The 22,691-nt window shown below is 64.9% G+C and carries 25 protein-coding genes; 10 read left to right on the top strand and 15 right to left on the bottom strand.

The genetic code is table 11. The features are described 5' to 3' along the window. Window positions 1-12: 12 nt before the first annotated feature. Window positions 13-981 (bottom strand): GlxA family transcriptional regulator, encoded by a 969-nt coding sequence (locus PMM47T1_RS11775; protein WP_008368896.1) that lies wholly within the window; start codon window positions 979-981, stop codon window positions 13-15. A gap of 111 nt (window positions 982-1,092) precedes the next feature. Between PMM47T1_RS11775 and PMM47T1_RS11770 the strand changes: the two genes are divergently transcribed. After that, entirely contained in the window at window positions 1,093-1,734 is a 642-nt protein-coding gene (locus PMM47T1_RS11770) for an HD domain-containing protein (RefSeq protein WP_008368894.1), read from the top strand. Between the two features lie 396 nt (window positions 1,735-2,130). After that, window positions 2,131-3,051: a cupin gene (locus tag PMM47T1_RS11765; protein WP_008368892.1), complete on the top strand. Its 921-nt coding sequence runs from the start codon at window positions 2,131-2,133 to the stop codon at window positions 3,049-3,051. Here PMM47T1_RS11765 and PMM47T1_RS11760 read toward each other — a convergent pair. The 5 genes from PMM47T1_RS11760 to PMM47T1_RS29755 all read right to left on the bottom strand — a co-directional run bounded on the left by PMM47T1_RS11760 (window position 3,044) and on the right by PMM47T1_RS29755 (window position 8,526). Beyond that, complete coding sequence (locus PMM47T1_RS11760; RefSeq protein WP_008368891.1) at window positions 3,044-3,946, bottom strand: LysR family transcriptional regulator; 903 nt, start codon at window positions 3,944-3,946, stop codon at window positions 3,044-3,046. The genes PMM47T1_RS11765 and PMM47T1_RS11760 overlap by 8 nt on opposite strands. A 149-nt stretch (window positions 3,947-4,095) precedes the next feature. After that, window positions 4,096-5,529: a c-type cytochrome gene (locus tag PMM47T1_RS11755; RefSeq protein ID WP_008368889.1), complete on the bottom strand. Its 1,434-nt coding sequence runs from the start codon at window positions 5,527-5,529 to the stop codon at window positions 4,096-4,098. A gap of 4 nt (window positions 5,530-5,533) precedes the next feature. After that, the gene (locus PMM47T1_RS11750) at window positions 5,534-7,186 is read right to left on the bottom strand and encodes a GMC family oxidoreductase (protein WP_008368886.1); all 1,653 of its coding nucleotides are present in this window, start codon (window positions 7,184-7,186) and stop codon (window positions 5,534-5,536) included. Further along, complete coding sequence (locus tag PMM47T1_RS11745; protein WP_008368884.1) at window positions 7,183-7,764, bottom strand: sugar dehydrogenase complex small subunit; 582 nt, start codon at window positions 7,762-7,764, stop codon at window positions 7,183-7,185. Before PMM47T1_RS11745 ends, PMM47T1_RS11750 begins: the two co-directional genes overlap by 4 nt. Before the next feature lie 420 nt (window positions 7,765-8,184). Beyond that, window positions 8,185-8,526, bottom strand: a complete 342-nt coding sequence (locus PMM47T1_RS29755; protein WP_157212984.1) for a hypothetical protein — start codon at window positions 8,524-8,526, stop codon at window positions 8,185-8,187. Between PMM47T1_RS29755 and PMM47T1_RS28620 the strand changes: the two genes are divergently transcribed. The 8 genes from PMM47T1_RS28620 (at window position 8,519) to PMM47T1_RS11705 (ending at window position 16,028) form a co-directional block, all read left to right on the top strand. Continuing rightward, window positions 8,519-9,142, top strand: a complete 624-nt coding sequence (locus PMM47T1_RS28620; RefSeq protein ID WP_008368881.1) for a hypothetical protein — start codon at window positions 8,519-8,521, stop codon at window positions 9,140-9,142. The two genes, PMM47T1_RS29755 and PMM47T1_RS28620, sit on opposite strands and share 8 nt — an antisense overlap. Window positions 9,143-9,431: 289 nt before the next feature. Continuing rightward, on the top strand, window positions 9,432-10,292 hold the full coding sequence (locus tag PMM47T1_RS11735; protein WP_043300935.1) for a mechanosensitive ion channel family protein: 861 nt from the start codon (window positions 9,432-9,434) through the stop codon (window positions 10,290-10,292). A gap of 305 nt (window positions 10,293-10,597) precedes the next feature. Continuing rightward, the gene (locus tag PMM47T1_RS11730) at window positions 10,598-11,449 is read left to right on the top strand and encodes an STAS domain-containing protein (RefSeq protein WP_008368876.1); all 852 of its coding nucleotides are present in this window, start codon (window positions 10,598-10,600) and stop codon (window positions 11,447-11,449) included. Between the two features lie 4 nt (window positions 11,450-11,453). Next, window positions 11,454-11,816: an STAS domain-containing protein gene (locus PMM47T1_RS11725; RefSeq protein ID WP_008368875.1), complete on the top strand. Its 363-nt coding sequence runs from the start codon at window positions 11,454-11,456 to the stop codon at window positions 11,814-11,816. Beyond that, entirely contained in the window at window positions 11,813-12,217 is a 405-nt protein-coding gene (locus tag PMM47T1_RS11720; RefSeq protein ID WP_008368872.1) for an anti-sigma regulatory factor, read from the top strand. The genes PMM47T1_RS11725 and PMM47T1_RS11720 overlap by 4 nt, the downstream gene beginning before the upstream one ends. Continuing rightward, the gene (locus tag PMM47T1_RS11715) at window positions 12,208-13,224 is read left to right on the top strand and encodes an ATP-binding protein (protein ID WP_008368870.1); all 1,017 of its coding nucleotides are present in this window, start codon (window positions 12,208-12,210) and stop codon (window positions 13,222-13,224) included. Before PMM47T1_RS11720 ends, PMM47T1_RS11715 begins: the two co-directional genes overlap by 10 nt. Continuing rightward, window positions 13,217-14,092 (top strand): sensor histidine kinase, encoded by an 876-nt coding sequence (locus tag PMM47T1_RS11710; RefSeq protein ID WP_008368868.1) that lies wholly within the window; start codon window positions 13,217-13,219, stop codon window positions 14,090-14,092. The genes PMM47T1_RS11715 and PMM47T1_RS11710 overlap by 8 nt, the downstream gene beginning before the upstream one ends. Beyond that, window positions 14,082-16,028 carry a response regulator gene (locus tag PMM47T1_RS11705; RefSeq protein ID WP_008368867.1) on the top strand — a complete coding sequence of 649 codons (1,947 nt, stop codon included), beginning with the start codon at window positions 14,082-14,084 and terminating at the stop codon, window positions 16,026-16,028. The genes PMM47T1_RS11710 and PMM47T1_RS11705 overlap by 11 nt, the downstream gene beginning before the upstream one ends. A 28-nt stretch (window positions 16,029-16,056) precedes the next feature. Here the strand turns inward: PMM47T1_RS11705 and gspD are convergent, their stop codons facing one another. The 9 genes from gspD to PMM47T1_RS11660 all read right to left on the bottom strand — a co-directional run. Next, on the bottom strand, window positions 16,057-18,315 hold the full coding sequence (gene gspD, locus PMM47T1_RS11700) for a type II secretion system secretin GspD (RefSeq protein WP_043300934.1): 2,259 nt from the start codon (window positions 18,313-18,315) through the stop codon (window positions 16,057-16,059). Continuing rightward, on the bottom strand, window positions 18,312-18,728 hold the full coding sequence (locus tag PMM47T1_RS11695; protein ID WP_008368863.1) for a hypothetical protein: 417 nt from the start codon (window positions 18,726-18,728) through the stop codon (window positions 18,312-18,314). Before PMM47T1_RS11695 ends, gspD begins: the two co-directional genes overlap by 4 nt. 100 nt (window positions 18,729-18,828) lie before the next feature. Then, complete coding sequence (gene gspM / locus PMM47T1_RS11690) at window positions 18,829-19,440, bottom strand: type II secretion system protein GspM (RefSeq protein WP_043300946.1); 612 nt, start codon at window positions 19,438-19,440, stop codon at window positions 18,829-18,831. Further along, window positions 19,421-20,437: a PilN domain-containing protein gene (locus PMM47T1_RS11685; RefSeq protein ID WP_008368857.1), complete on the bottom strand. Its 1,017-nt coding sequence runs from the start codon at window positions 20,435-20,437 to the stop codon at window positions 19,421-19,423. Before PMM47T1_RS11685 ends, gspM begins: the two co-directional genes overlap by 20 nt. Then, window positions 20,434-21,153, bottom strand: coding sequence for a general secretion pathway protein GspK (locus PMM47T1_RS11680; RefSeq protein ID WP_008368855.1), 720 nt, complete (start codon window positions 21,151-21,153; stop codon window positions 20,434-20,436). Before PMM47T1_RS11680 ends, PMM47T1_RS11685 begins: the two co-directional genes overlap by 4 nt. Next, window positions 21,150-21,728: a prepilin-type N-terminal cleavage/methylation domain-containing protein gene (locus PMM47T1_RS11675; RefSeq protein WP_008368852.1), complete on the bottom strand. Its 579-nt coding sequence runs from the start codon at window positions 21,726-21,728 to the stop codon at window positions 21,150-21,152. The genes PMM47T1_RS11680 and PMM47T1_RS11675 overlap by 4 nt, the downstream gene beginning before the upstream one ends. Beyond that, window positions 21,725-22,090 carry a type II secretion system protein gene (locus PMM47T1_RS11670; RefSeq protein ID WP_008368851.1) on the bottom strand — a complete coding sequence of 122 codons (366 nt, stop codon included), beginning with the start codon at window positions 22,088-22,090 and terminating at the stop codon, window positions 21,725-21,727. Before PMM47T1_RS11670 ends, PMM47T1_RS11675 begins: the two co-directional genes overlap by 4 nt. Continuing rightward, window positions 22,087-22,524, bottom strand: a complete 438-nt coding sequence (locus PMM47T1_RS11665) for a type II secretion system protein (RefSeq protein WP_008368848.1) — start codon at window positions 22,522-22,524, stop codon at window positions 22,087-22,089. The genes PMM47T1_RS11670 and PMM47T1_RS11665 overlap by 4 nt, the downstream gene beginning before the upstream one ends. Before the next feature lie 8 nt (window positions 22,525-22,532). After that, window positions 22,533-22,691 (bottom strand): type II secretion system protein GspG (locus PMM47T1_RS11660; protein WP_008368846.1); only part of this gene is annotated, 159 nt, incomplete at its 5' end.

The following is a 22,691-nucleotide window of genomic DNA, read 5'->3' as shown; positions in this document are numbered from 1 at the left end:
CAGGGGGGTGCTTCAGTCACTGGAGGCAAAGCGCTTGCGGTACTCGGCGGGGCTTATGCCCATGGCCTTGCTGAATGCGCGGCGCAAGGTGTCGGCGTTGGCGAAACCACAGTGGGCGGCCACCTGCTTGGGCGTTTCGTGGCCCAGTTCCAGGCGTTCCCGGGCGGCCTGCACCCGCGCTTGCTCCACCCAGGTGGCTGGCGTGTCCCCCACTTCCTGACGAAACAGCCGGGCGAAATGCCGCGGGCTGAGGCCGGCGCGCTCGGCCAGCGCGGCGATGCTGTGATCGTCGCCCGGGTGCGCCGCCACATAGCGCTGCACCTCCTGCAACGCCGAGCGCCCGGCCGGCAGCGACTCGCCCTTGCGGCTGAACTGCAACTGCCCGCCGGGGCGCTTGAAGAACATCACCAATTGGCTGGCCACGCGCCGCGCAAGGTCTTCGCCCAGGTCTTCCTCCACCAGCGCCAGCGCCAGGTCCAGCCCGGCCGTCACGCCCGCCGCCGTGCGCAGCTTGCCGTCGCGCACGTGGATGGCGTCGGCGTCCACCTGCACCTGCGGGTAACGTTGCGCCAAGGCATCGGCCGCAACCCAGTGGGTGGTCACCCGGCGTCCGTCCAGCAACCCCGCTGCCGCCAGGGCGAACGCCCCGGTACACACCGAACCGAAACGCCGCGCCTGGGGCGCATGTTCACGCAGCCAGCCAAGTAATGCAGAACTGAACAGCGCCTGGGGAGCGTTCGGTGCGCCGGCCACCAATAAGGTGTCGATAGCGGCCAAGGGCTGGCCGATGTGGGTGTCCGGCAACAGCCGGGTGCCCGACGAACTGGTCACCGGGCCACTGGCGCAGCCCACCAGGATCAGCTTGTAGCGCTCGTGGCCGGCCTCGCGGTTGGCTTCGGCAAACACGTCCAGCGGGCCGCTGACGTCGAGCATTTGCACGTTGGGCAAAGCCACCACGGCGATGGTGCGTACAAGGGTCATGGGCATGTCCGCCACAGGAGGAAAATGGCAGTATATGACGTGTTACGCCAATTGAGGACAAAAGCCGACGACGGGATACTGGGCTCACCCCCACTCGCAGAGACTTTCACCATGACCTTCTCCCTTGATGACATCCGCATTCCCGACACTGCCATGGCCCGGGAAATCACCGAGCTGGTGCGCGATACCGAATCCGAGCTGTTGTTCAACCACTCAAGCCGCGTGTACCACTTCGGCGCGCTGGCCGGCCACAAGCGCGGGCTGAAGTTCGACGCCGAGCTGCTGTACGCCGGCTGCATGTTCCATGACATGGGCCTGACCCATAAATGCAGCAGCGCCTGCCAGCGTTTTGAAGTCGATGGTGCCAACGCTGCGCGTGATTTCCTCAAGGGCCACCACATCAACCAGCACGACATCGACACGGTGTGGACCGCCATCGCCCTGCACACCACCCCGGGCATCCCCGAGCACATGCACCCGGTGGTGGCGCTGGTGACCGCCGGCGTAGAGATGGACGTGCTGGGCCTGACCTACCCGCTGTACAGCGACGCCGAACGTGACGCCATCGTCAGCGCCTACCCGCGCAGCGCACAGTTCAAGGAAGACATCATCCAGGCGTTCTACGACGGCATCAAACACAAGCCCCAGACCACCTTCGGCAACGTCAAGGCTGACGTGCTGGCCAGCAAAGACCCGGCGTTCGTGCGCGGCAACTTCTGCGACGTAATTCGCCAGTCGGCGTGGAAGGCCTGACACCGCGTACCGTGTATCGCCCGGACGCGGCCGCTGGAGTTTTGATCCGGTCGGCAGCGGCGCGGCCGGCGGCTTCGATGCACATGTGGTTCATGGCGATGCTCCTTGGAGAATGTGTGCGCAGTGTGCAAGGCGCGAACGCAGACCGGAATGGGCGCAACCGACTCCCGCCGAGGGTTTTCGGACAATTTATGCCGTGGGAGCGGGTTCTACCCGCGAAGAAGACGCCGCGTTGGTTCAGGTACACCGCAGTGCGGCCTTCGCGGGTAGAGCCCGCCCCCATCCCTACGCGGTCAAATGCCCTTTTTCGCACAACTGCTATGCCGCCCGGGCAGTTAATCCCGGAGCGCGCCGTTCGTATAGTGGCCCCATCGCCCACAACAAGAGCCACCCGCCATGAACAGCGCCGTGAAACCCGATGCCACCCTGGACGCCGAGTACTTCGAATACAGCAAGGCCGCCAACCCCATCAGCGCCAACCTGATCAGCCGCATCCCTTACCATAGCTTTCCCGCCGCCCTGTGCGCCGATGGCCCGTCGCGGGTAGTGCCCCTGGACCTCAGCCAAACCCTGGGTTGCCAAGGCCCCGCCACCGGCCCCGGGCTGTGCGCCAACTTCATCCGCCTGAACGCCGGCGACACCCTGCAACTGGCCCCCAAGGCCACCTCGCAAGTGCTGTACGTGATTACCGGTGCCGGCGGCTTGCGCCAGGGTGAACAGCAATTCAATTGGACCAGGGGCTGCTTCATCGCCCTGCCCGGCCTGCACGCCACCGAGCTGAGCGCCAGCGAAGACAGCCGTTTCTACTACGTGCATGACGAACCGCTGCTGCGCTACCTGGGCGTCACACCCAGCGAGGACCGTTTCGGCGCCACGCTGTACCCGGCCGAGGTGGCCAACACCAAACTGCGCGACGCCGCCGATGACCCGCGCGCCCAGGACCGCAGCCGCATCAGCATCCTGCTGGGCAACCGCCACTTCCCGCAAACCCGCACGGTAACCCACGTGCTATGGGCGATGTACGGGATACTGCCGCCGGGCTCTGTGCAGAAACCCCATCGCCACCAGTCCATTGCCCTGGACTTCATCATCGACGCCCCTGAAGGCTGCTACACCTTGGTGGGCACCGAACTGGACGACAGCGGCCAGATCCGCAACCCCACGCGGGTGGACTGGACCCCGGGGCTGGCGTTCGTCACCCCGCCGGGGTATTGGCACGCGCACTACAACGAGTCCGGCCGCGAGGCGTACCTGATCCCGATCCAGGACGCCGGCCTGCAAACCTACCTGCGCGCCCTGGACATCCGCTTCAGCTGAGCCAGTAAGGCGGTGTGCCGATGCGCTCGAGCATGAAGTCGATAAAGCTGCGCACCTTCGATGAGACGATGCGCTTGGGCGGGTACACGAACCACAAGGCCGCCTCGCCGGCGGGCACTTGCCAGTCCGGTAACCAGCGTTGCAGGCGGCCAGCACGCAAACCCTCGGCCGCCAACCACAACGGCAGCAAGGCCATGCCCAGGCCCTGCTCGGCGGCCAGGCGTTGGGCGTCGAGGTCATTGAGGCGCAGCGCACCTTTGAGCGTGACCGCCCGCTCGCGCTCGCCTTGGCGCAGCATCAGTTCATCGCCCTGCGCGCTGGCCAGGATGGCCGGGTAATCAATCAGCCTGTCAGGCCCGGAAGGCTTGACATGGCGCGCAGCAAAATCCCCACCCACGCACAGCACCCATTGCTGATCGGCGATCTTGCGCGCCTTGAGCCCGGAGTCGGGCAAGGTGCCGATGCGGATGGCCAGGTCCATACCGGCGTCGATCAGGTTGACTCGCGCCTCGTCCAGCACCAGTTCAACGCGAATATCCGGATAACGCTGCAGGAAGTCGCCCAGCCAGGGCAGCACATGATGACGGGAGAACGCCGGCGGCACGCTGACCTTGAGCAGGCCACGCGGCTGCTGATTGAGCGCCGAGGTGGCCGCCCGCGCCTGTTCCAGTTCGGCAAGCACCCGGCGGGCGTGATGCAGGAAGGTCTGCCCGCCCTCGGTGAGGTGCAGGGTGCGAGTGGAGCGGTTGAACAGGGCAATGCCCAGGTCCTGCTCCAGTTCCTTGATGTAGCGCGACACCGTCGAGGCCTTGATATTCAGGCGTTCGGCGGCGCGGCTGAAGTTGTTGCCGTCGGCGGCTTCGACGAAGGCGGTGAGTGCGGCGAAGTAGTCCACGGCATAAATCCTTCGTCCCGAATGGCTTGCGCAATCATACAGGACACCTGTGGGAGCGGGCTCTGCCCGCGAACGCAACGCCACGGTATATCTGACATGCTGCGCCGCTCTTTTCGCGGGCAGAGCCCGCTCCCACACCAGATACCGCGTTACCGGCGACGGCGGCGCAGCCACAAGGCCAGCAGGCCCAACACCAGCAACACCCCCACCCCCATCGCCGGGATGATGTACGGCTGTACCACCGCCAACAGCGGCTTCTCGCCACCCTGGCGCGCAACCATCACGTCATGGGCGCTGATCTCATGGGAGGCATTGCCGAAGTTGCGCAGCACGTAGTTGGCAATGTCGGCGACCTGCTGGTCGTTCAACTGCGCCACGTAGCTGACCTCGTCAAACCGCGGCATCAATACGTGATGCCCGCCTTCCTGGCGGTCCACACCATAGAGGATCGCCGAGATCAGGTTGGCCGAGTTGGCCATGCCGGTGGCGGTGTTATGGAACAACGACGGGTAGGCCTGGTTGGCACTGCCCTGCCCACCCGGCTGGTGGCAGCTGGCGCAATAGCCACTGTACAGTTCGGCGCCCGAGTGCAGGCTGTCATGGGCGTTGGACGGCGCCATGCCGCGTACCTGGTCTTCACCGCTGTGCTTGGCACCGAAGTCGTAGGCGGGGCGTGTTTCGCCCTCGCTGCGTACCGGCACGGTGCTTTTCAGGTACAGGGCGATGGCTTTCAGGTCACTGTCGGGCAGGAACTGCAGGCTGTTCTGCACGGCTTCGGCCATGCCGCCGGCAGCCTGGTTCTTGCCTTCGGCGTGACCGGTGCGCAAGTACTGCACCAGCTCTTCGTCCGTCCAGCCACCAATGCCGCTGACCTTGTCGGAGGTGATGTTGGGCGCAAACCACGGCCCCACCATGCCGCCCGACAGGGCCTTGTCCTTGATCTCCGCCATCAGCGGATTACGCGGGGTGTGGCAGGCGCCGCAGTGTTCCAGGGTGTTGGTCAGGTACTCGCCACGCACCAGTTCCGGGGCCGGCAACGGCGCCGCCGTGGCACTGCGGCTGTCGAGGAACAGCAGGTTCCAGCCGGCCATGGACAGGCGGATGTTGAAGGGGAAGTTCAACGCCGTGGTCGGCGCCGGTGTGTCCACCGGTGCCACCGAGTGCATGAAGTAGGCGTACAGGGCCGCCACGTCACTGTCGCTCAGGTGCACGTACGAGGTGTACGGCATGGCCGGGTACAGGTAGCTGCCATCGGCGCGCACGCCGTCACGCACGGCGTGGGCGAACTGCGCCTCGGTGTAGTGGCCGATACCGGCGGTTTTCGACGGGGTGATGTTGGTCGAATAGATCGAGCCGAATGGCGAGTTGATCGCATAACCACCGGCAAATGACTTGCCGCTGTCGGGCACGGTGTGGCACGCCATGCAGTCGCCGGCCACCGCCAGGCGGCGGCCCTGCTCTTCTTGCGACAGCACGCCGCCCACCGGAGTCACGGCCGGGGCTGGCACCGTTTCTTCGGCATGGGCCAGGCCACTGGCCGCCAGCATCGCCACCAGCAGGTGGGCTTTCAGGGGAAAGGTCATGTGCTTAACCCCGCGCCAGTGCTTTGCTCATGTCGTCGGCGGCCTTGATCGCCAGCGCCGCCATGGTCAAGGTGGTGTTGACGACGCTGGCCGAAGCCATGGCGCCGCCGCCCGGCAACCAAAGGTTGGCATGGTCGTGCGTACGGCAGTCGCCGTTCACTACAGAATCCCGCGGGTCCTTGCCCATGATGGTGCCACCCATGATGTGGTTGTTGGCGTTGAGGCTGGTGGTGATGTTGAACTCGGTGGCGCCGAACAGGCTGCCAATGTGCTCAAGCTGTGCGTGGGCCGCTTCGGCGCCTTTGCGCACGTAGTCGCCCACGTCGTAGTAGATGTCCGGGCAAGCCAGGCCGTGCGGATCCTTGCGAGTGGTGCTCAGGGTCAGGCGGTTGTTGGGGTCCGGCAACGGCTCCAGGCTGATGGACAGGTCCACGCCGTGGGTGGAGCGGCGGCGGATCTCGGCTTCCAGCGCCTTGCCCACCAGGCCCATGGCCAAGGCTTGTTCGGTGGCCTTGGCAACCTGGGTGATGTTGTTGAGGATCATCTTGTTGGCCGAGTATTTGGAGCGGAACTCGCCATCACGCGGGCCCACGATGCAGCTGCTCTGGGCCGGGCCACGGCCGATCCACAGCGGCTCGTTGGCAATGAACGAACAGTGGAAACCGGAGTGGTCCATCATGTTGCGCCCCACCTGGTCGGAGGAGTTTGCAATGCCATGGGGGTTGCGCTCGTTAGCCGCCAGCAGCAGCAGGCGCGGGGTTTCCAGGGCGTTACAGGCCAGGGCGAAGACCGTGCCGCTGGCCTTGTGCGACTTGCCGTCGGCGCTCAGCCAGTGCACCGCGGTGACGCGGTTGCCCTCGTCGGTGTCGATCTTGTAGACCACCGCCTCGGTCAGCGCCAGGGCGCCGTTGCGCTCGGCTTCCTCAATGGTGTGGATGGCGTTGTACATAGCGCCAATCGGGCAGATCGGCTGGCAGTTGTTGTTGCCACAGCAGGTCGGCCGGCCTTTCCAGGGGCGCGTACTGCGGCCCTGGGGAATGGGGATGTGCTTGTAGCCGTGGGCGTTCACCACTTCGGCAAAACGCTTGTCGCCGTAGCCCCAGGGCACCATGTCCATGGGGTATGGTTGGCTGCGCTCGCGCGGGCTCTGCATGTCCGGGTCACTGGGGCCAGCCACGCCCATGGCTTCCTCGGCGCGGCAGTAATAGGGTTCCAGTTCGTCATAGCTGATGGGCCAGTCGCGGCCCACGCCGTATTCGGACTGCATGCGCAGGTCCACCGGCAGGTGGCGCCAGCACGACGCTGCCCAGTGCCAAGTGGTGCCGCCCAAGGTGCGCAGGTAGCCTTGCTGGAAGCTGCTGCCGCTCGGGCCGCTGAGGCCCACATAGTTGTTCTTCGGGAAGTACAGAGGCGCCGGCGCGTGCTCCGCTTGCGGATACAGGCCCTGGAAGTCCGAACCGATGCGGTTGTCGAACGGCATGTTGCGCCAGTTCTCCACTGCCTGGGCGCGCTGAATGCGCAAGCCGGCTTCGAGGATCAGCACCGAGTGCCCTTCGGCCACCAGCTGATTGGCGATCAATGCGCCCGCCACGCCCGAACCCACCACCACCACGTCGGCAGTCACGTCGCCATTGGCGTCAAATACTGGCTTTCTCATGCTGCATTCCTTGGGCCGTAGATGGATGCACTGGCATCGGGAACGGGGGCTGTCCACCACAGCGGGCCGTTGCCGCAGTAAGTAGGCACGATCAATCCATCACTGACAGGGCGGTACATCAATGCATCCTTATAAGTAATCAGCACTGCGCTCTGGCCATGGCCCACGGTGCCCTTGAACCAGGCGGCCACCACGGCCAACGCGGCGTCGCCTTCAATGATCGCCTTGGCTGCGGCCAGCAGCGCTTCGGCGCTGTCACGGTTGGCGGGCAGCGCGGCCAGCTTGCTCAGGTTGGCCAGCGACGCGGTCATGGTCGGCTGCTGGGCAATGAGCGCGCGGGCGATGCGGCCGGCAATCAGCGGGTCGAGGTCGTCGTAGCCGGTCAGCACCTGGGACACCGTGAAAAAGCCTTGTGCATCCACATCCGGGCCATCGGCCAGGGCCAGCGGCGACCAGCCCAGGGTACTGGCCAGGCCCGCCTGGACGGCGGCCACGGCAAAGGCCGTCAACACCGTGCGGCGCTTGAGCGGCGCATGCCACGAGGCGGTTTGCGATGGATCGGGTTCAAGGGTTTGCATGGGTATATTCCTGGTCAGGCGGTGCACGGCCACGGCGGCATAATGGCTCTGTTTTTATCGACTGAAACCGGTTTCAGAAGCAGACCAAAAAAAACCTGCACGGCGGTTTCCGGGCAGGTCATCCTTGGGTTCCGAGGTGGCTTCCAGCCAACTGGCGCACAAACAGGTGCGGCAGAGTGTCGCGAGCGTATAGGAATGGGCGATTGGTGCAAGAAAAATCAGGTTTGGTTTTCGTAAATCACTATTTCCTTGGGTGTAATAATCGTTATTGATCGGCCTGGGGTGTGAGGCGAAAGTTTTTTTTCGCGTGCTTGATCGAGCGCCGCCCGCGCTACCGCGCCTGCAACTCCTGACATCCTGGAATCCATGCGGCAGGCATTCGAAAAACGTGTCCAGCAGTGAACCGCTCCTGACCAATGCTTACTTGGTCATTACACTGCTGGGCTTTGGCGTGTGCCGGTCGCTGGCAACTTTTTTATCAGGACATCTATCCCCCACACCGTGGTATTGGATCAGCGTCGTGACGACAGTGGTATGGGGCATGGTGCAACTGAGCATCGGATAGCCGCCCCCAGCGAGGGACAACAGCGGCAATGGCTGGCTACCCGCGGCGAGGTTCTGCCGCTTTCGCCAGCCGTCAGCCCCGGCAAAAAATGCCAGAAGCCCGTTTTTACTGGGCAAAACCATCTTTCCACGCCCTTGGCACTCATCTTGCTGTATCAAGCCACCACCTACACACCACAGGAGGTGAAGGATGTTCATCAACAACAGTACCATCCGTCACACGACGACAACTACCACGCCGGCCGTCACTTCGCTGACGTCGCAGCAGCCGGATCAGTACACCACCGTTGCGACCTCGGCCACGCCGGTTGCGGCAACGTCGAGCAGCACCGATTCGTCGGCGTCCAGCAGCGACAGCTCCAGCTACGACGAAGCGTTCGCCAAGATGATGGTCAATTTGAAGGCGGCGATGGCCAACGACGTCGACGACACCACCGCCACCCAGGCGGCGACCTCGTCGGTGGCGTCGGCCGTGGCGGCTGCGGACAACAGCGGCGCGCAAGTGACCACTGCGGCCACCCAGGACTCGCAGGCCAACTCGGCCAGCGTGGCGATTGCCGCATCGGACCTGTCGGGAAGCACCAGCAGCACCAGCTCTGCCAGCCAGCAGTTCACCGATTACATGAGCCAGAGCGATGCGCAAAAGGCCCGTGAGCAACTGACCGGTGTCACTCAGGACGAGTACGACGCCATGACGCCGGAGCAGCAGGCCGATGTCGACAAGAAAGTGGCGGACCTGACCAAGCAGAAAGCTGAGGTTGCCAAGGAAGACATCAACACCAAGATCGCCATGATCAAGTCTGAACTGGCCTGAAACGGTTGATGCCACACAAAATCGCCCGGCTCCTGTGAGCCGGGCTTTTTATGGCCCTCACGAATGGCCAGCATCAGGCCGCGCGCCTGGCGACGTTGGCTTTTGACGTTGCGGTTGATCTGGCTTTGATTCAAGGCCCCGTAACGCGCCAGGGTCGCTGCGGCCTGGCGTCTTTCTGTGCAAATATTTTCATTGCCAAATCAGTGAGTTGAAGCGGCTGGTCAACAGGACGGGCGAGCTTGCCGCGCTGTGCTAGCGTCTTCAATCCACCCCCTCATGTGCGAGTCCGATCATGGACGCAACCATTGTCAACGTGACAACCGCGAAATTCGATGCGCTCATCGCCTTGGTGCAGCAGTATGGCGCCGCTTTCGCAGTCAAGATTCTCTGTGCAATTGCTTTCTGGATTGTGGGCCGCTGGATGATCGGCTTTGCGGTCGGACTGGTACAAAAGTCCCTGGGCCGACAGAAAGTCGACCCCACGGTGTTGCGCTATGTGGGCTCGGCCATCACGGTAACGCTGAACATCATTCTGGTGATTGGCATTCTCGGTTACCTGGGCATGCAGACCACTACCTTTGCCGCGCTGTTGGCCGCTGTGGGCCTGGCCATCGGCCTGGCGTGGTCAGGGCTGCTGGCCAACCTGGCTGCTGGTGCTTTCATTATTGTGCTGCGGCCGTTCAAGGTCGGCGACTTCATCTGCGCAGGCGGCGTAACCGGCACGGTGACCGAGATCGGCCTGTTTGCCACCGGCATCAACACCCCCGACAACGTGCTCACCCTGGTGGGCAATAACAAGATCTTCACCGACAACATCCAGAACTTCACCCATAACCCCTTCCGTCGCGTGGAGCTCAAGGCGCAGCTGGCCGGCAGTGCCGACTGGAAGGCGGCTGCGGCGCTGCTCAAGCAGCACATCGCCGCGCTGCCCAATGTGCTGGCCGAGCCTGCGGTGGACGTCGAGATACTGGAGTTCAACCTGGTAGGCCCGGTGCTGGCGGTGCGCCCGTACTGCCATAACGAGCACTACTGGCAAGTGTATTTCGACACCAACCGCACCATCAAGGACGCCCTGGGCGACGCCGGCTTCCCGGCACCGATGCCGGCGCAGATGGTGATCATGCAACAGCCGGCCGCCCCGGCGGCCTAGCCCCTGACACAGCCTTCGGCAGCTTGCTACGGAGCGCCCCCGAGCTGCCGCCAGGCTGCGAAAAGGTCCGCAGGGCCTTCGCCGGCGCCATGTCGATCGCGGGCACGCTGCGCGCGCCTTCGCAGCCTGACGGCAGCTACAGGGGGGGCGATATAGAGCTGTCGAAGGTTGCCACCGCCCCACCCCGCAAAATATTTCAGCGCACCACAACTAATTCCCTCCGAAACTGTCACTCTTGGACTAATAATCAGTGCAACGACCACACACCGCACCGATAAGAAAAAACCATTCAGGAGCACATGGACATGGCAGCACTGCAGCAACGCACGCTAGACGCACTGAACAAGGCCCACGGCGAACTGCGCAGCCAGTGGTTCCGCGACCTGGAAGCCAGCGGCGCCACGCGCAACCTCAAGGACGACGACGTTCGCCAACAAGCCGGTGAATTCCTGACCCTGATAGTCAACGGCTCGCAAAACGGCGACTCCAGGAACCTGGGCAGCAGCAACTGGGACGCCGCCCGGCAATTCCTCGAAAAGCTGTCCCACAGCCGCGCCATGGCCGGCCAGGACTCGCAGCAGACAGCCGGGTTCATTTTCTCCCTGAAAAGCCCGCTGTTCACCCTGCTGCAACGTGAATACGAAGACAGCCCGGCCACCCTCGCCGAGCAGCTCTGGGAAGTGTCCGAGCTGCTCGACGGCCTGGGCATGCACACTATCCGCACCTTCCAGAAGTCCCGCGAAGCGGTGATCAAGCGCCAGCAGGAAGAACTGCTGGAACTGTCTACCCCGGTGGTGAAGCTGTGGGAAGGCGTGCTGGCGCTGCCCATGATCGGCACCCTGGACTCCCAGCGCACCCAGGTGGTGATGGAGTCCTTGCTGCAGCGCATCGTCGACACTGGCTCGGAAATCGCCATTATCGACATCACCGGCGTGCCCACTGTGGACACCCTGGTGGCCCAGCACCTGCTCAAGACCGTCACCGCCATCCGCCTGATGGGCGCCGATTGCATCATCAGCGGCGTGCGCCCGCAAATCGCGCAAACCATCGTGCACCTTGGCCTGGACCTGCAAGGCGTGGTAACCAAGGCTAACCTTGCCGACGCCCTGGCCCTGGCCCTGCGCCGCCTGGGCATGACCGTCAGCAAGGCGGTATGAGCCCATGGAGCGCATCCCGATTCTGCAAATGGGCGGCTTTCTGCTGGTGACTATTCAGGTCGACATGCATGACCAGTTGGCCCTGACCCTGCAAGACGACCTGTCCGAACGCATCAGCCGCACCTCGGCACGCGGCGTGCTGATCGACATCTCGGCGCTGGACATCGTCGACTCGTTCATCGGCCGCATGATTGGCACTATCTCTGGCCTGTCGCGCATCATGGACGCCGAGACGGTACTGGTGGGCATGCAGCCGGCCGTGGCCATCACCCTGGTGGAACTGGGCCTGACCCTGCCCGGGGTCAGCACCGCCCTCAATGTGGAGCGTGGCATGAAACTGCTGCGCGAACGAGTGGCTCAACAATGACCGTGGCCTCAAGCGGCACCCAACCGGTACGCATCGAGCAGGACGTGGTGTTGGCCCGCCAGACCGCACGCAAACTGGCCCAGGACTGCGGCATGCGCCTGATTGACCTGACCAAGATGGTCACGGCCGTCAGCGAGCTGGCACGTAACACCATGGTCTACGGCGGCGGTGGCGACATGGACTGGCAGATCATCGAAGAACATGGCCGTACCGGCCTGCGCATTACCTTCCGCGACGAAGGCCCGGGCATTCCCGATCTCAAGCTGGCCATGACCGATGGCTGGACCTCCGGTGGCGGGCTGGGGCTTGGCCTGACGGGGGCCAAACGCCTGGTCAACGACTTCGAACTGGACACTGCCCCGGGCGCAGGCACCCGGGTAACGATCACACGATGGACGTGACTTTCCCAAGCTCGATCACTCAGGTGCTGTTGATCGAGGACAGCAGTCAGATTGGCCATGCGCGGCGCACCGCGCAAAAACTTGCCGAGCAGTTGGGCTTTGATGAAGCCGACGCCGGCCGCGTGGCCCTGGTGGTCACCGAGCTGTGCAGCAACATTCTCAAGCACGCCAGCCATGGCGAGCTGCACCTGCGCCCGCTGCCGCGCCCCGACGGCCAAGGTATGGAAGCCATTGCCGTGGACCGCGGCCAGGGCTTCGACGTGCACGCCTGCCTGGCCGACGGCTATTCCACGGGTGGCACCCAGGGCATTGGCCTGGGGGCCATTAGCCGCATGGCCGAAGTGTTCGATGTGCACGCCGACAGCCGTGGCGCCGTGGTGCTGGCACGGTTTTTCAGACGTGGCGACAAGGCCCCGGATCTGGCCGTGGGCGTTACCCAGCACTCGCTGCACAACGACCCGGCCTGCGGCGACGCCTTTTATGTGAGCATTACCGACGCCGGCATCAGCGCGTTGATGATCGACGGCCTGGGCCACGGCGAACATGCCGAGCAGGCCGCCCGCGCCGGGGTGCAGGCCTTTGCCCTGGCGCCCTTCGCCAGCCCGGCGCTGCTGCTGGATGACCTGCACCGGGCGATGATCGGCAGCCGCGGCGGCGCGGTGGCCATCGCGCAATTCGATGCCGCCGCCGACTGCCTGCAGTTCATCGGCATCGGCAACATCGGCGGCAGCCTGTTGAGCCCCGAGCGCGGGCGCGGCTTGGCCTCGCACCCGGGCATTGTCGGCGGCCAGTTTCGCAAGGCACAGAGCTTCGACTATGCTCAGGTCAGCGGAAATTGCCTGATTCTGTATAGCGACGGCCTGCAATCGCGCTGGAACCTGCACGATTACCCAGGCCTGATTTTCCGCCACCCAGCCGTCATTGCCAGCGTGCTGCACCGCGACTTTTGCCGCGGCCGCGACGACGTGACCGTGCTGGTCATACACCTGGAGTTGCCCCATGCCTGACTTACCCGCCATGCCTGACGGCGCCCACGCCTCCCACATCGCACAGCTGGAAAGTGAAGCAGAGGCCTTGCGCGTGGAACTGGAAGAAACCAACCAGGGCGTGTTGGCGCTGTACGCCGAGCTGGACAACCAGGCCGAGCAATTGCGCCAGGCCTCAGACCTGAAAAGCCGCTTTCTGTCGTACATGAGCCACGAATTCCGCACCCCGCTGGGCTCGATCCTGAGCATCGCCAGCCTGCTCAGCGATGAACTGGACGGCCCGCTCAGCCCCGAGCAGCACAAGCAGGTGGCCTTCGTCAGCGGCGCGGCGCGCGAACTCAGCGACATGGTGGACGACCTGCTCGACTTGGCCAAAATCGAGGCTGGGCGTATCACCATTTCCCCAGCCTGGTTCGACATGTTCGACCTGTTCTCGGCCCTGCGCGGCATGTTCCGCCCAATCGTCGACGCCACCGCCGTGGACCTGATATTCGAAGAACCGGTGGGCCTGCCCCGGTTGTACGGCGACGACAAGAAGCTGGCGCAGATCCTGCGCAACTTCATTTCCAACTCGTTGAAATTCACCCAGCGCGGCCACGTGCGGGTTTCGGCCCGCCTGGAAAACGACCACGAGGTGCGCTTCGCTGTCAGCGATACGGGCATAGGGATCCCCGCGGAGCTGCACGACACGCTGTTCGAAGACTTCAGCCAGATCGACTCGCCGCTGCAGAAACGCCTGCGCGGCACGGGCCTGGGGCTGTCGCTGTGCAAGCGGTTCGCGGCGCTGCTGGGCGGCCGTGTCGGTGTGCTCAGCGAGCCAGGCGTCGGTTCCACGTTCTATGTGATCATTCCACTGGCCATGGCCCAGGACACTGCCGATGAAGGCTGACACCTGCCTGCTGATCGTCGACGACAACGCAGCCACGCGCTACGCCCTGCGCCGACGCCTCGAGCGCCATGGCTATCGCATACTGGAGGCCGGCACCGGCACCGATGGCCTGGCGCTGATTGCCGAGCACACCTTCGATGCACTGATCCTGGACGTGAACCTGCCGGACATGAGCGGTTTCGACATTGTCCGGCAGTTGCGTGCCGAGCCACGCACCGCCTTGCTGCCGGTGATCCACGTGTCGGCCGCCTCGATCCAGACCGGCGACATCATCACCGGCCTGGACAACGGCGCCGACGCCTACCTGATTCACCCCGTAGACCCGGACGTGCTGCTGGCCACCCTGCGCACCCTGTTGCGAGTGCGTGACACCGAACATGCGTTGCGCGAGAGCGAGGCGCGTTTCCGCGAGATTTTCGTCAACATCGCCGCGCCCATTGCCGTGATGGACGCAAGCCTGAACGTGGTGGAGTGCAACCAGGCCTTCAGCGAACTGATCCAGGGCAACCGCAGCGGCGAACATGTACTGGGCTGCTTTGCTGCCGAGCAGGACGGCGTGCTCACCGAACTGCGCATACGCCTGGCCATCGGTGAGCGCTGGCGCGGCACCCTGAACATGCTGGTGGACGGCCAGGTGCGCGAGACCGAATGGCAGATCACGCCCTACCGCACGCCGGGGCACAGCCTGGTGTTCATCGAGGATGTGACCGAGCACCGCCAGCGCGAGCGTTCTCACCGCCAGCAACTGGACAGCGCCAACGATCAGTTAGCCCGTGAAGTGGCCGAGCGCGCACGCACTGAAGCGCAGTTGTTGCAGGCACAGAAGATGGACGCCCTGGGCAAGCTGACCGGGGGTATCGCTCACGACTTCAACAACCTGCTGACCGGCATCATCACGGGCCTTGAGCTGATCCGCAAACGCATCAGCGAAGGCCGTAGCGATGCCGTGCTACGCTACACCGACGCTGCGCTGGGGTCGGCCACCAGTGCCGCGGCCCTGACCCATCGGTTGCTGGCGTTCGCCCGCCAGCAGCCCCTGGATACCCGCCCCACAGACGTCAACGAGCACATCCTGTCGCTGGAAGACCTGTTGCGCCGCACCATCGGCGAACACATCCAGCTGACGCTGGACCTGACCAGCAAGGCGGCCATCGCCCTGGTGGACCCTATCCAGCTGGAAAGCGCGGTGCTCAACCTGGTGATCAACGCCCGCGACGCGTTACCCACTGGCGGGCATATCCGCGTCAGTACCTTCGCCGCCCACTCCCATGGTGACGTCAAGCTGGCTGACGGCAATTACGTGGTGCTCAGCGTTCAGGACGATGGCGTGGGCATTGACCATGGGGTGATCGGCAAGGTTTTCGACCCGTTCTTCACCACCAAGCCGCTTGGCCAAGGCACTGGCCTGGGATTGTCGACCATCTACGGCTTCGCCCGCCAGTCGGGCGGTGACGCGCGCATCCGCAGTGTGGTGGGCCACGGTACCGAAGTGAGCCTGCTGTTGCCGGCCGGGGTGAACGTGGACATCCAGGACAGCACGCCGCTGCAACCATCGCGGCCGGGCAATGGCGAGCACATTCTGATTGTCGAGGACATGCTTGCGGTACGCCTGTTCGTCACCGAAGTGCTGGTGGATAACGGCTACCGCTGCACCCAGGCCGACGACGTGCAGCATGCCGTGGCGTTGCTGGAAAACGATTCCAGCATCGACCTGCTGCTGACCGACGTAGGCTTGCCGCACATGAGCGGCCGCGACCTGGCCGACGTCGCCCGGGGCTACCGCGCCGAGCTGCCGGTACTGTTCATGACCGGCTACGCCGAAAGCGCCGTCAGCCGCCAGGACTTTCTGGGCCAGGGCATGGACATGGTCATCAAACCGTTCCAGATCAGCGACCTGGTGCACAAGGTGCAGCGGATGATCACACCGCCGCCGTAGCAGCGGCGCAAGCCGCGTCACCGGGGCTTCAGGGTTTGAGCAGCTGCATCTGCTGGCGATAGTCGTCGGTCACTTGCCGTGCCTGGCTGTTGCTGGTCACCACACGTGGGGTGATCAGTACCAGCAGCTCAGTGCGGTCCTTGGACTTGGTGGTGCTGCCGAACAACCAGCGAAGGCCGGGGATGCGGCCCAGGTAAGGCACGCTTGAGGCGGTCTCGCTGTTGTCCTGTTTGATCAGGCCGCCCAACAATACCGTCTGGCCGCTCTGCACAGCCACCTGAGTAGAAACCGAGCGGGTAGAAATGTTCGGGTTGGTCTGGGTGGTGGTTTCACTGCTGGTGTCGGCGTCGCTCACCTGCTGCTGCACGTCCAAGTACACAAGGCCACCCGGGTTGATGCGCGGAGTGACGTCGAGAATCACGCCAGTCTGCACGTATTCGACACTGCTCAGCGTGGTGTCCGAGGTGCTGGTGTTGACAGTGGTCTGGCTGATGGGGATGTTGTCGCCCACCTGGATCTGCGCCTGCTGGTTGTTCATCACCACCAGCGACGGCGCCGACAGCACCTGGGTGCGGCCGTTAGTCTCAAGGGCATGCAAGGCTACCTGGAAATTGCTGCTGACGAAGGAATAGAACGCCGTGTCCGTGGACCCCAGCCCTGCCCCGCCACTGCCCAGCGCACCTTGGCTACCCTTGGTGTTGGCCACCGTGGTGCTCGACGAATTGCCGGCCAGTTTGCCCAGGTACCACTGCACGCCCAGGTCCAGCTCGCCACTGAGCGTGACCTCGAGAATGCGCGTCTCGATCTGCACCTGCATGGGCGGGTTGTCGAGGCGCTTGATGGCCGACTCGATTTCCTTCCACTGGGCAGGACGGGTGCGCACCAACAACTGATTGCTGGCCTTCTGCGCGGTGATGCGCGTGCTGTCGTCCAGGCTCTTTTTCTGCCCGGTACCTGCGCTGGCGTCAGCGCCGGTGCCGTCGTCCTGCTGATCGTCTTCGCCGTCGTCATCGGCGTTCTGCTGGGTATTGTTGTTCAGCGAGGTGCCGCCGCTCAAGCCCTGGGTGCTGCTAGTCAGGCTGGTGGTGCCGGTGCCGGTACTGCCGATGCCCGAACTGTTGCTGCCATTGAGCGAAGACAAAGTGGTGGTGCGCAGGCCGGGTGCGACCTTGGCGGCGCTGTCGTCCTTGATCTGGCCATTGCCGTAGATCTGCCGCAGGTACTTGGCCAGGTCCGTAGCCTTCATGTTGCGCACGTCGTACACGTACATCTGCGGCTCGTTGCCGCCGCCTTCGTCGATGGTCTTGATCCAGTCGCCCACCTCACTCAGGTATTGCGGCTGCGCGGAAATGGCCACCACCGAGTTAGTGCGTTCGTTGGGCAGGAATTTGACCATGCCGGCCAGGGGCATGCCGCTGTCGGGGCCAAACATTTTCTGCAACTGCGGCATCAACTCCGCCACCGAGGCGCGCTGCAGGCCGTAGACGCCAATGGACATGCCCTTGAGCCAGTCGACGTCGAAAGTGTCGATGGTGTCCTGGTAGTTGGCCAGCTCCTGCGGGGTGCCGGCCATGCTCAACACGTTACGCGACGGGTCCACCAGCAGGAAGGCGTTGTCACGAGCGAACGGTTTGAGCAGTTTCTGCATCTCGGTGGCCGAGATGTACTTGAGCGGGTACAACCGCGCCGACAAGCCATCGGAGGGCTGTGACACGGTCATTTCCGGTACCAGTTTGCCGGCCACTGCCTGGGTGGCGGGCAAGATCACGTAACGGTTGCCCTGGCGGATCATGGCGTTGTCGGTCCAGGACAACAGGGTTTCCAGGATCGACAGCGCCTCTTTCTTGTTCACCGGCTTGGAGGTGGAAAAGCTGACATCGCCGTGCACGCCCTGGGCGATGCTGTAGTTCTCGTGCAGCAGGTCGCCCATCACCGTGTTGATCACCGCCTCGATGGGCTGGTTGGTGAAGTTGAAGACAATGTCGCCGCTGCCCTGATCGTCGGCCGAAGGCTTGCCTACCGCGGGCGGGCGGACGAAGCGCTGGTTACCGCTGATGATTTGCCGTTTCGGCGCCACCGGGCCATTGCTGGCCGCTGACAGCACTGGCGTGCTATCGGCCACGGGCTGGCGTTGGTCACCGGTGCCGTTGAGGCCTTCGCGCATCAGGCCGGGGTCATTCTGGAAACGGTGGTCGGGCGTGGTCGCACAGCCGCCGAGGGCGACGGCCGTGGCCAGGCAAAGCAAGGGGGTGCGCAACGGGGTGACTCCAGGAATGAAGGATTTCATGGTGCAGTTACCGGCGGCAGCGTGAGCATGGCCGCGCGTGAAGGGGCTGGAAGACGCGGCGCCGGCAAGCGCAGGCTGCGGGTTTGGCCCTGGTAGGTGAATTGCGCCTCCAGGGGGGAAAGCTGTTGCAGGGTCCAGCCATTGGCCATGGCCTGGCCCTGATGCACGCGCAAGCTGTGGCCGCTGCCGTCACGCAGCAGGGCCATCTTGAGGTCGGCGTTTACCACCACGCCGGTCAGCACCAGGCCGGCCAGGTCGGCGCTGGGCCCCTGGGCACCCTGGTCGGGGCTGCGGGTGGGGCTGAACAGCGGCTTTTGCCAGGCTTGGGCCAGGCTTGCCAGGCTGACATCTGGCAGCTCGGGCGTGGCGGCGCGCGACACCGGCACCGGCCGGGCCGGGGGGCGGGCAACCACTGCGGCGCACTGCCGGCACCACTGGCCACCGCCACCACGGCGGCTAACAGGACAGCCGCCACTAGCAGCAGGCCGCCACGCACGGGGCTCAAGGCAGGCTTCATGGCGCCTCCTGGGCTGGGGCGGCCTTGGCCAGGTAACCGCGCACCAGCAGGTGCACGGTCAGCCGCCCGGCGCCACCGGCGGCCGGCGCGCTGTTGCCACGCCGCACACTGAGGCTGTCGACAAACAGGAAAGGGCGATGAAACTCCAGGGTGTGCAGCACCGTCATCAACGGCTCGATACCGCACTCCAGGGTCAGGCTGACCTTGATTTGCCGGTACGGCTGGGCGCTGTCCTGCTCGGGGGTGATGGGCATGCGCTGGGTGAGCGCGCAGCCGGCACCCTGGTTACCGTTGGCCTTGATCAGGTCGGCAATGCGCTGCATCAGGTCGGCCGCCACCGCGCTGGGGTCGCCGCCGGGCAGCAGGCTGGTGCTGCTGGCCGGGTCCTGGCGAGCATCGGCCAGTTGCTGGTCCAGCGCGGGCCGCTGGGCCAACTGCCCGGCATAGCGTTGCTGCTGCTCACGCAGTTGCCCAATCTGCGCATTCACGTCACTCAACGGGCCAGCGAACCAGCTTTGCACCAACAGCCAATACAGGCCGGCCACTACCAGCGCCAGGGCAATCAGTGCGGCGCCGCGGCGCTCGCGTTCATTCAGCGCTCGACGCATGGCTGGCCTCCTGATGCAGGTGGGCACGCAGGCTGAAGCGGTCTTTGCCGGTCTCGCCGTCGGGCTGGATCACGCCCTGGAATTGCGGGTCGTCCAGGCTGTGGCATTGCTTCAATTGACCGATCAGGGCGCTGGCCTGGGTACTTTGGCCAGCCAGCGTAACCTGGCCGCCGTCGTCCACTTCCAGTTCCTCCAGCCACGTGCCGTCGGGCAGACAATGGCTGAGATCGGCGATCAGGCTGGCCAGCGCCGGTTGCGCCGCCTTGCGCGCAATCAGGTAGTGCGCCGCGCCCTGGGTGTTGGCCAGGGTGTCGCGCACCTGTTGCAACTGACCGATCTGCGCCTGTTGCTGGCGCACCTGGGCCTGCATCTCAATCAGCAACGCATCGCGTGATTGCAGCCACAGCACCATCAGCGTCAACAGCAAGCCGGCACAGGCCAGCAGCAGGCCGCGATTCAGGCGCCCGCCGCGCTCACGCTTCGGGCGCAACGCCTCGGGCAACAGGTTGACGCCCAAGCGCTCGCCGTCACGCACGTCCACGCCCAGCAGGGTGAAACCGGCGCATTCGGCCAGGATCTGTTCCAGACGCTGGCGTAAAATAACCACCAGCCGCACCTTGAGGGTGCTGCCACCCTGCCCCAGTACCTGGGCGCAAAAGCTCACCTGGTCGGCACGGTACGGGGTGTATTTGTCCAGCTCGAACCCCAGCACGTTTTGCAGGTCACGGGCGGCGGCCAGGGGCAAGGTCAAGGTCTGTACCAGCACCTCGCTGCGCGGCAATACCAGCACCCGTGCTGGCGTGGGGTCTGCCGGCTCGTCCAGCGGCCAGTGCAGCACCTGCAATGGCATGCGGCCGGTCAGCCGCTGGCGCCAGCGCTCGGGCAGCAGGCCCAGCAGTTCATCGCGCCAGGCGTGCCACAGGCGCTGCGCCGGGCTGGCATGCCAGTGCCGGTGCAACGCGGCGCGCCCTTGGGCGTGGAGTGTATTCAGGTTCATTCTTGCCAATGCAGGACCCGATACGGTCGGGCCCCCTCCGTGGACGGGTTGAGTAGCAGGGTGACCGCCAGGGTTGCGCTGAAGCCGCCAGGCAACTGCGCCACACTGGTCAGGGTCAGGATGGGACCGGGATCACCACCGGTGATGTTCAGGTTCGGCAGGGCAAATACCCGGCGCAGCCAGGGCGAGGTGAACGCCGGGTCGGGACGTTCCTGGCCGCTCCACAGGGTCACCTGCGGCACGGTGCAGGCGAACAGCGCCTGGTTCATGCCGGGCAGTTGGCGCAGTTCCTCAATGACTCGCAACGGCGGCTGGCCGTTGCCCCGGCGCTGGTCCAGGGCTTCTGCCAGGCCGCGAGCCCGGGCCGCTCCCCCGCAGGCCTGCACCAGACGGGCAAAGTCCTCGGCACTGGCTGCGTTGAGGTCGAGCTTGCCGCGTTCGCTGACCACGCTTACCTGCACCCGTGCCCGCTCGAACGCCAGCGCATGGGGGCCACCATCGGCGGCCCAGGCGCGTTTCTGCGCCGGGTCGGTGAGGCTCACCACCGCCAGGTTGACCCCCGCCTCGGCCGCCAGCAGCGCCTCGGTGTGCTGGCGTTGCCACAAGGCCTGGCGACTTTCCAGCTGCACCCACCCCGCCAGGCCAGCCAGCAGAATGCTCAGCAGCGCCAGCACCCACAGCACCAGCAACAAGGCCACGCCTTTCTGTTGATTCATTGCCCGGCCACCGTCGACAGGTCCAGCCGCAGGGTCACGCTTTCCGTGGTCCAGGGCACCGGGCCGCCCAGTTGCGCGGCGATCTGCACCGTGCGCGGCAGGCGCCCTGGCCAGGGCCAGTTGTCCAGCCAGGCAGTGAGTTCACCTTTGGGGGAATAGCCGCGGTAACTGAATTGCAGGCGGCGCACTTGATGCAACAGCACTTGGGGCTCGCCCCAGGGCTGGCCGTTCTGGCTCAACGCCACATCCAGGTGCCGGCCGTGCAGCGCCAGGCTGTGCAGCACTATTCCGCCACCCAGGTTGGCCGACAGCGGCGCCATGAACGCCATAGTTTGGGCACTGCCGATGAACACCCGTTGCTGGCCATCGTCCAGCGGCAATGCCTGGCCGATGGCGCGGCGCAGAAAATCCTGGGCCGCGCGCACTTCATCCAGGCGCTCGGTGTAGTGCCCGGCCTTGGCCACCGCGCGGTTGGCCCCCAGAATGGCGCCGCCGACCAGGGCCAGCAGCACCCCCAGCAGGCTCAGCACCAAAAGAATTTCCAACAGAGTGAAACCGCGCTGTTGCTGGGTCATTGCAACGCCTCGGGGCCCAGCACCCGCACGGTGCCAACGTGCGCCTGGCGGTGGTCTTCACTCACCTTCAGATCGAGCTGGAACAACCGCAGGCGGTTGGCCGCCACCGGCAGCTGACGGATATCCAACTGCCAGCGAATGTTGCCGGCCCAGGTGCCGTCACGGCGGCCAGCCTGCAAGGGGCTGTCGGCCTGCTCATCAAGAATCGACCGCGCGGCCGCACTCAGGCGGTCGCTGGCCTGCACCTGCTTGAGCGAGCGCGCCGCCTGCCCGAACGCCATCAGCAGCACGGCACTGCACACCGCCAGCACGGTCAGTGCGGCGAGCATTTCCAGCAAGGTGAAACCGTGCTGCGCTTTCATCGCAGCGCCTGCAATTGCACGGCACCGGTCAGCCATGACACGTCGATGCGCCAGCGCTGGGGGCCGTCATTGAGCAACAGATGGCCACCGCTGGCGCCGCCGTCAGGGTAGAACTCGAAGGACGAACCCAACTCGGCCGCCGTGTGCAGTTGCACGTTCATGTCGGCAGGCCAATCACGCACCGGTGTGCCCGGTGCTGCGAAGCGTCGCTGAGCCAGATCGAACCGGGTGCGCGCCGGTTGCCCGGTGACAATGGCCCGCACGCGGGTAGCGCGCAGGGCCTCGACCATCTGCGCCACGGCCTTGCGCTCGCCGGCACTGTGCAGGCCGCGCTGCAGGCCATAGCCCACCAGCCCCGCCGCCACACCGATGAGCACGATCACCACCAGCATTTCCAGCAGGGTGAAGCCGCAGGCGCGCCTGTTCAATGGCATGCGCGGGGTTATTCCCAGTTGCCCAGGTCGGCGTTGTACCCTTCGCCACCTGGCTGGCCGTCCTGACCATAGAAAATCAGGTCGAAGCTGCCGTGTTCACCGGGGAAGCGGTAGCCGAACGGGTGGCCGAACGGGTCTTTCAGGTCCGACGGCTTGGCGTACGGGCT

Origin of the sequence: Pseudomonas sp. M47T1, assembly GCF_000263855.1 — a bacterium.
Classification (GTDB): Bacteria; Pseudomonadota; Gammaproteobacteria; order Pseudomonadales; family Pseudomonadaceae; genus Aquipseudomonas.
This window is presented reverse-complemented; position numbering and strand designations above follow the sequence as displayed.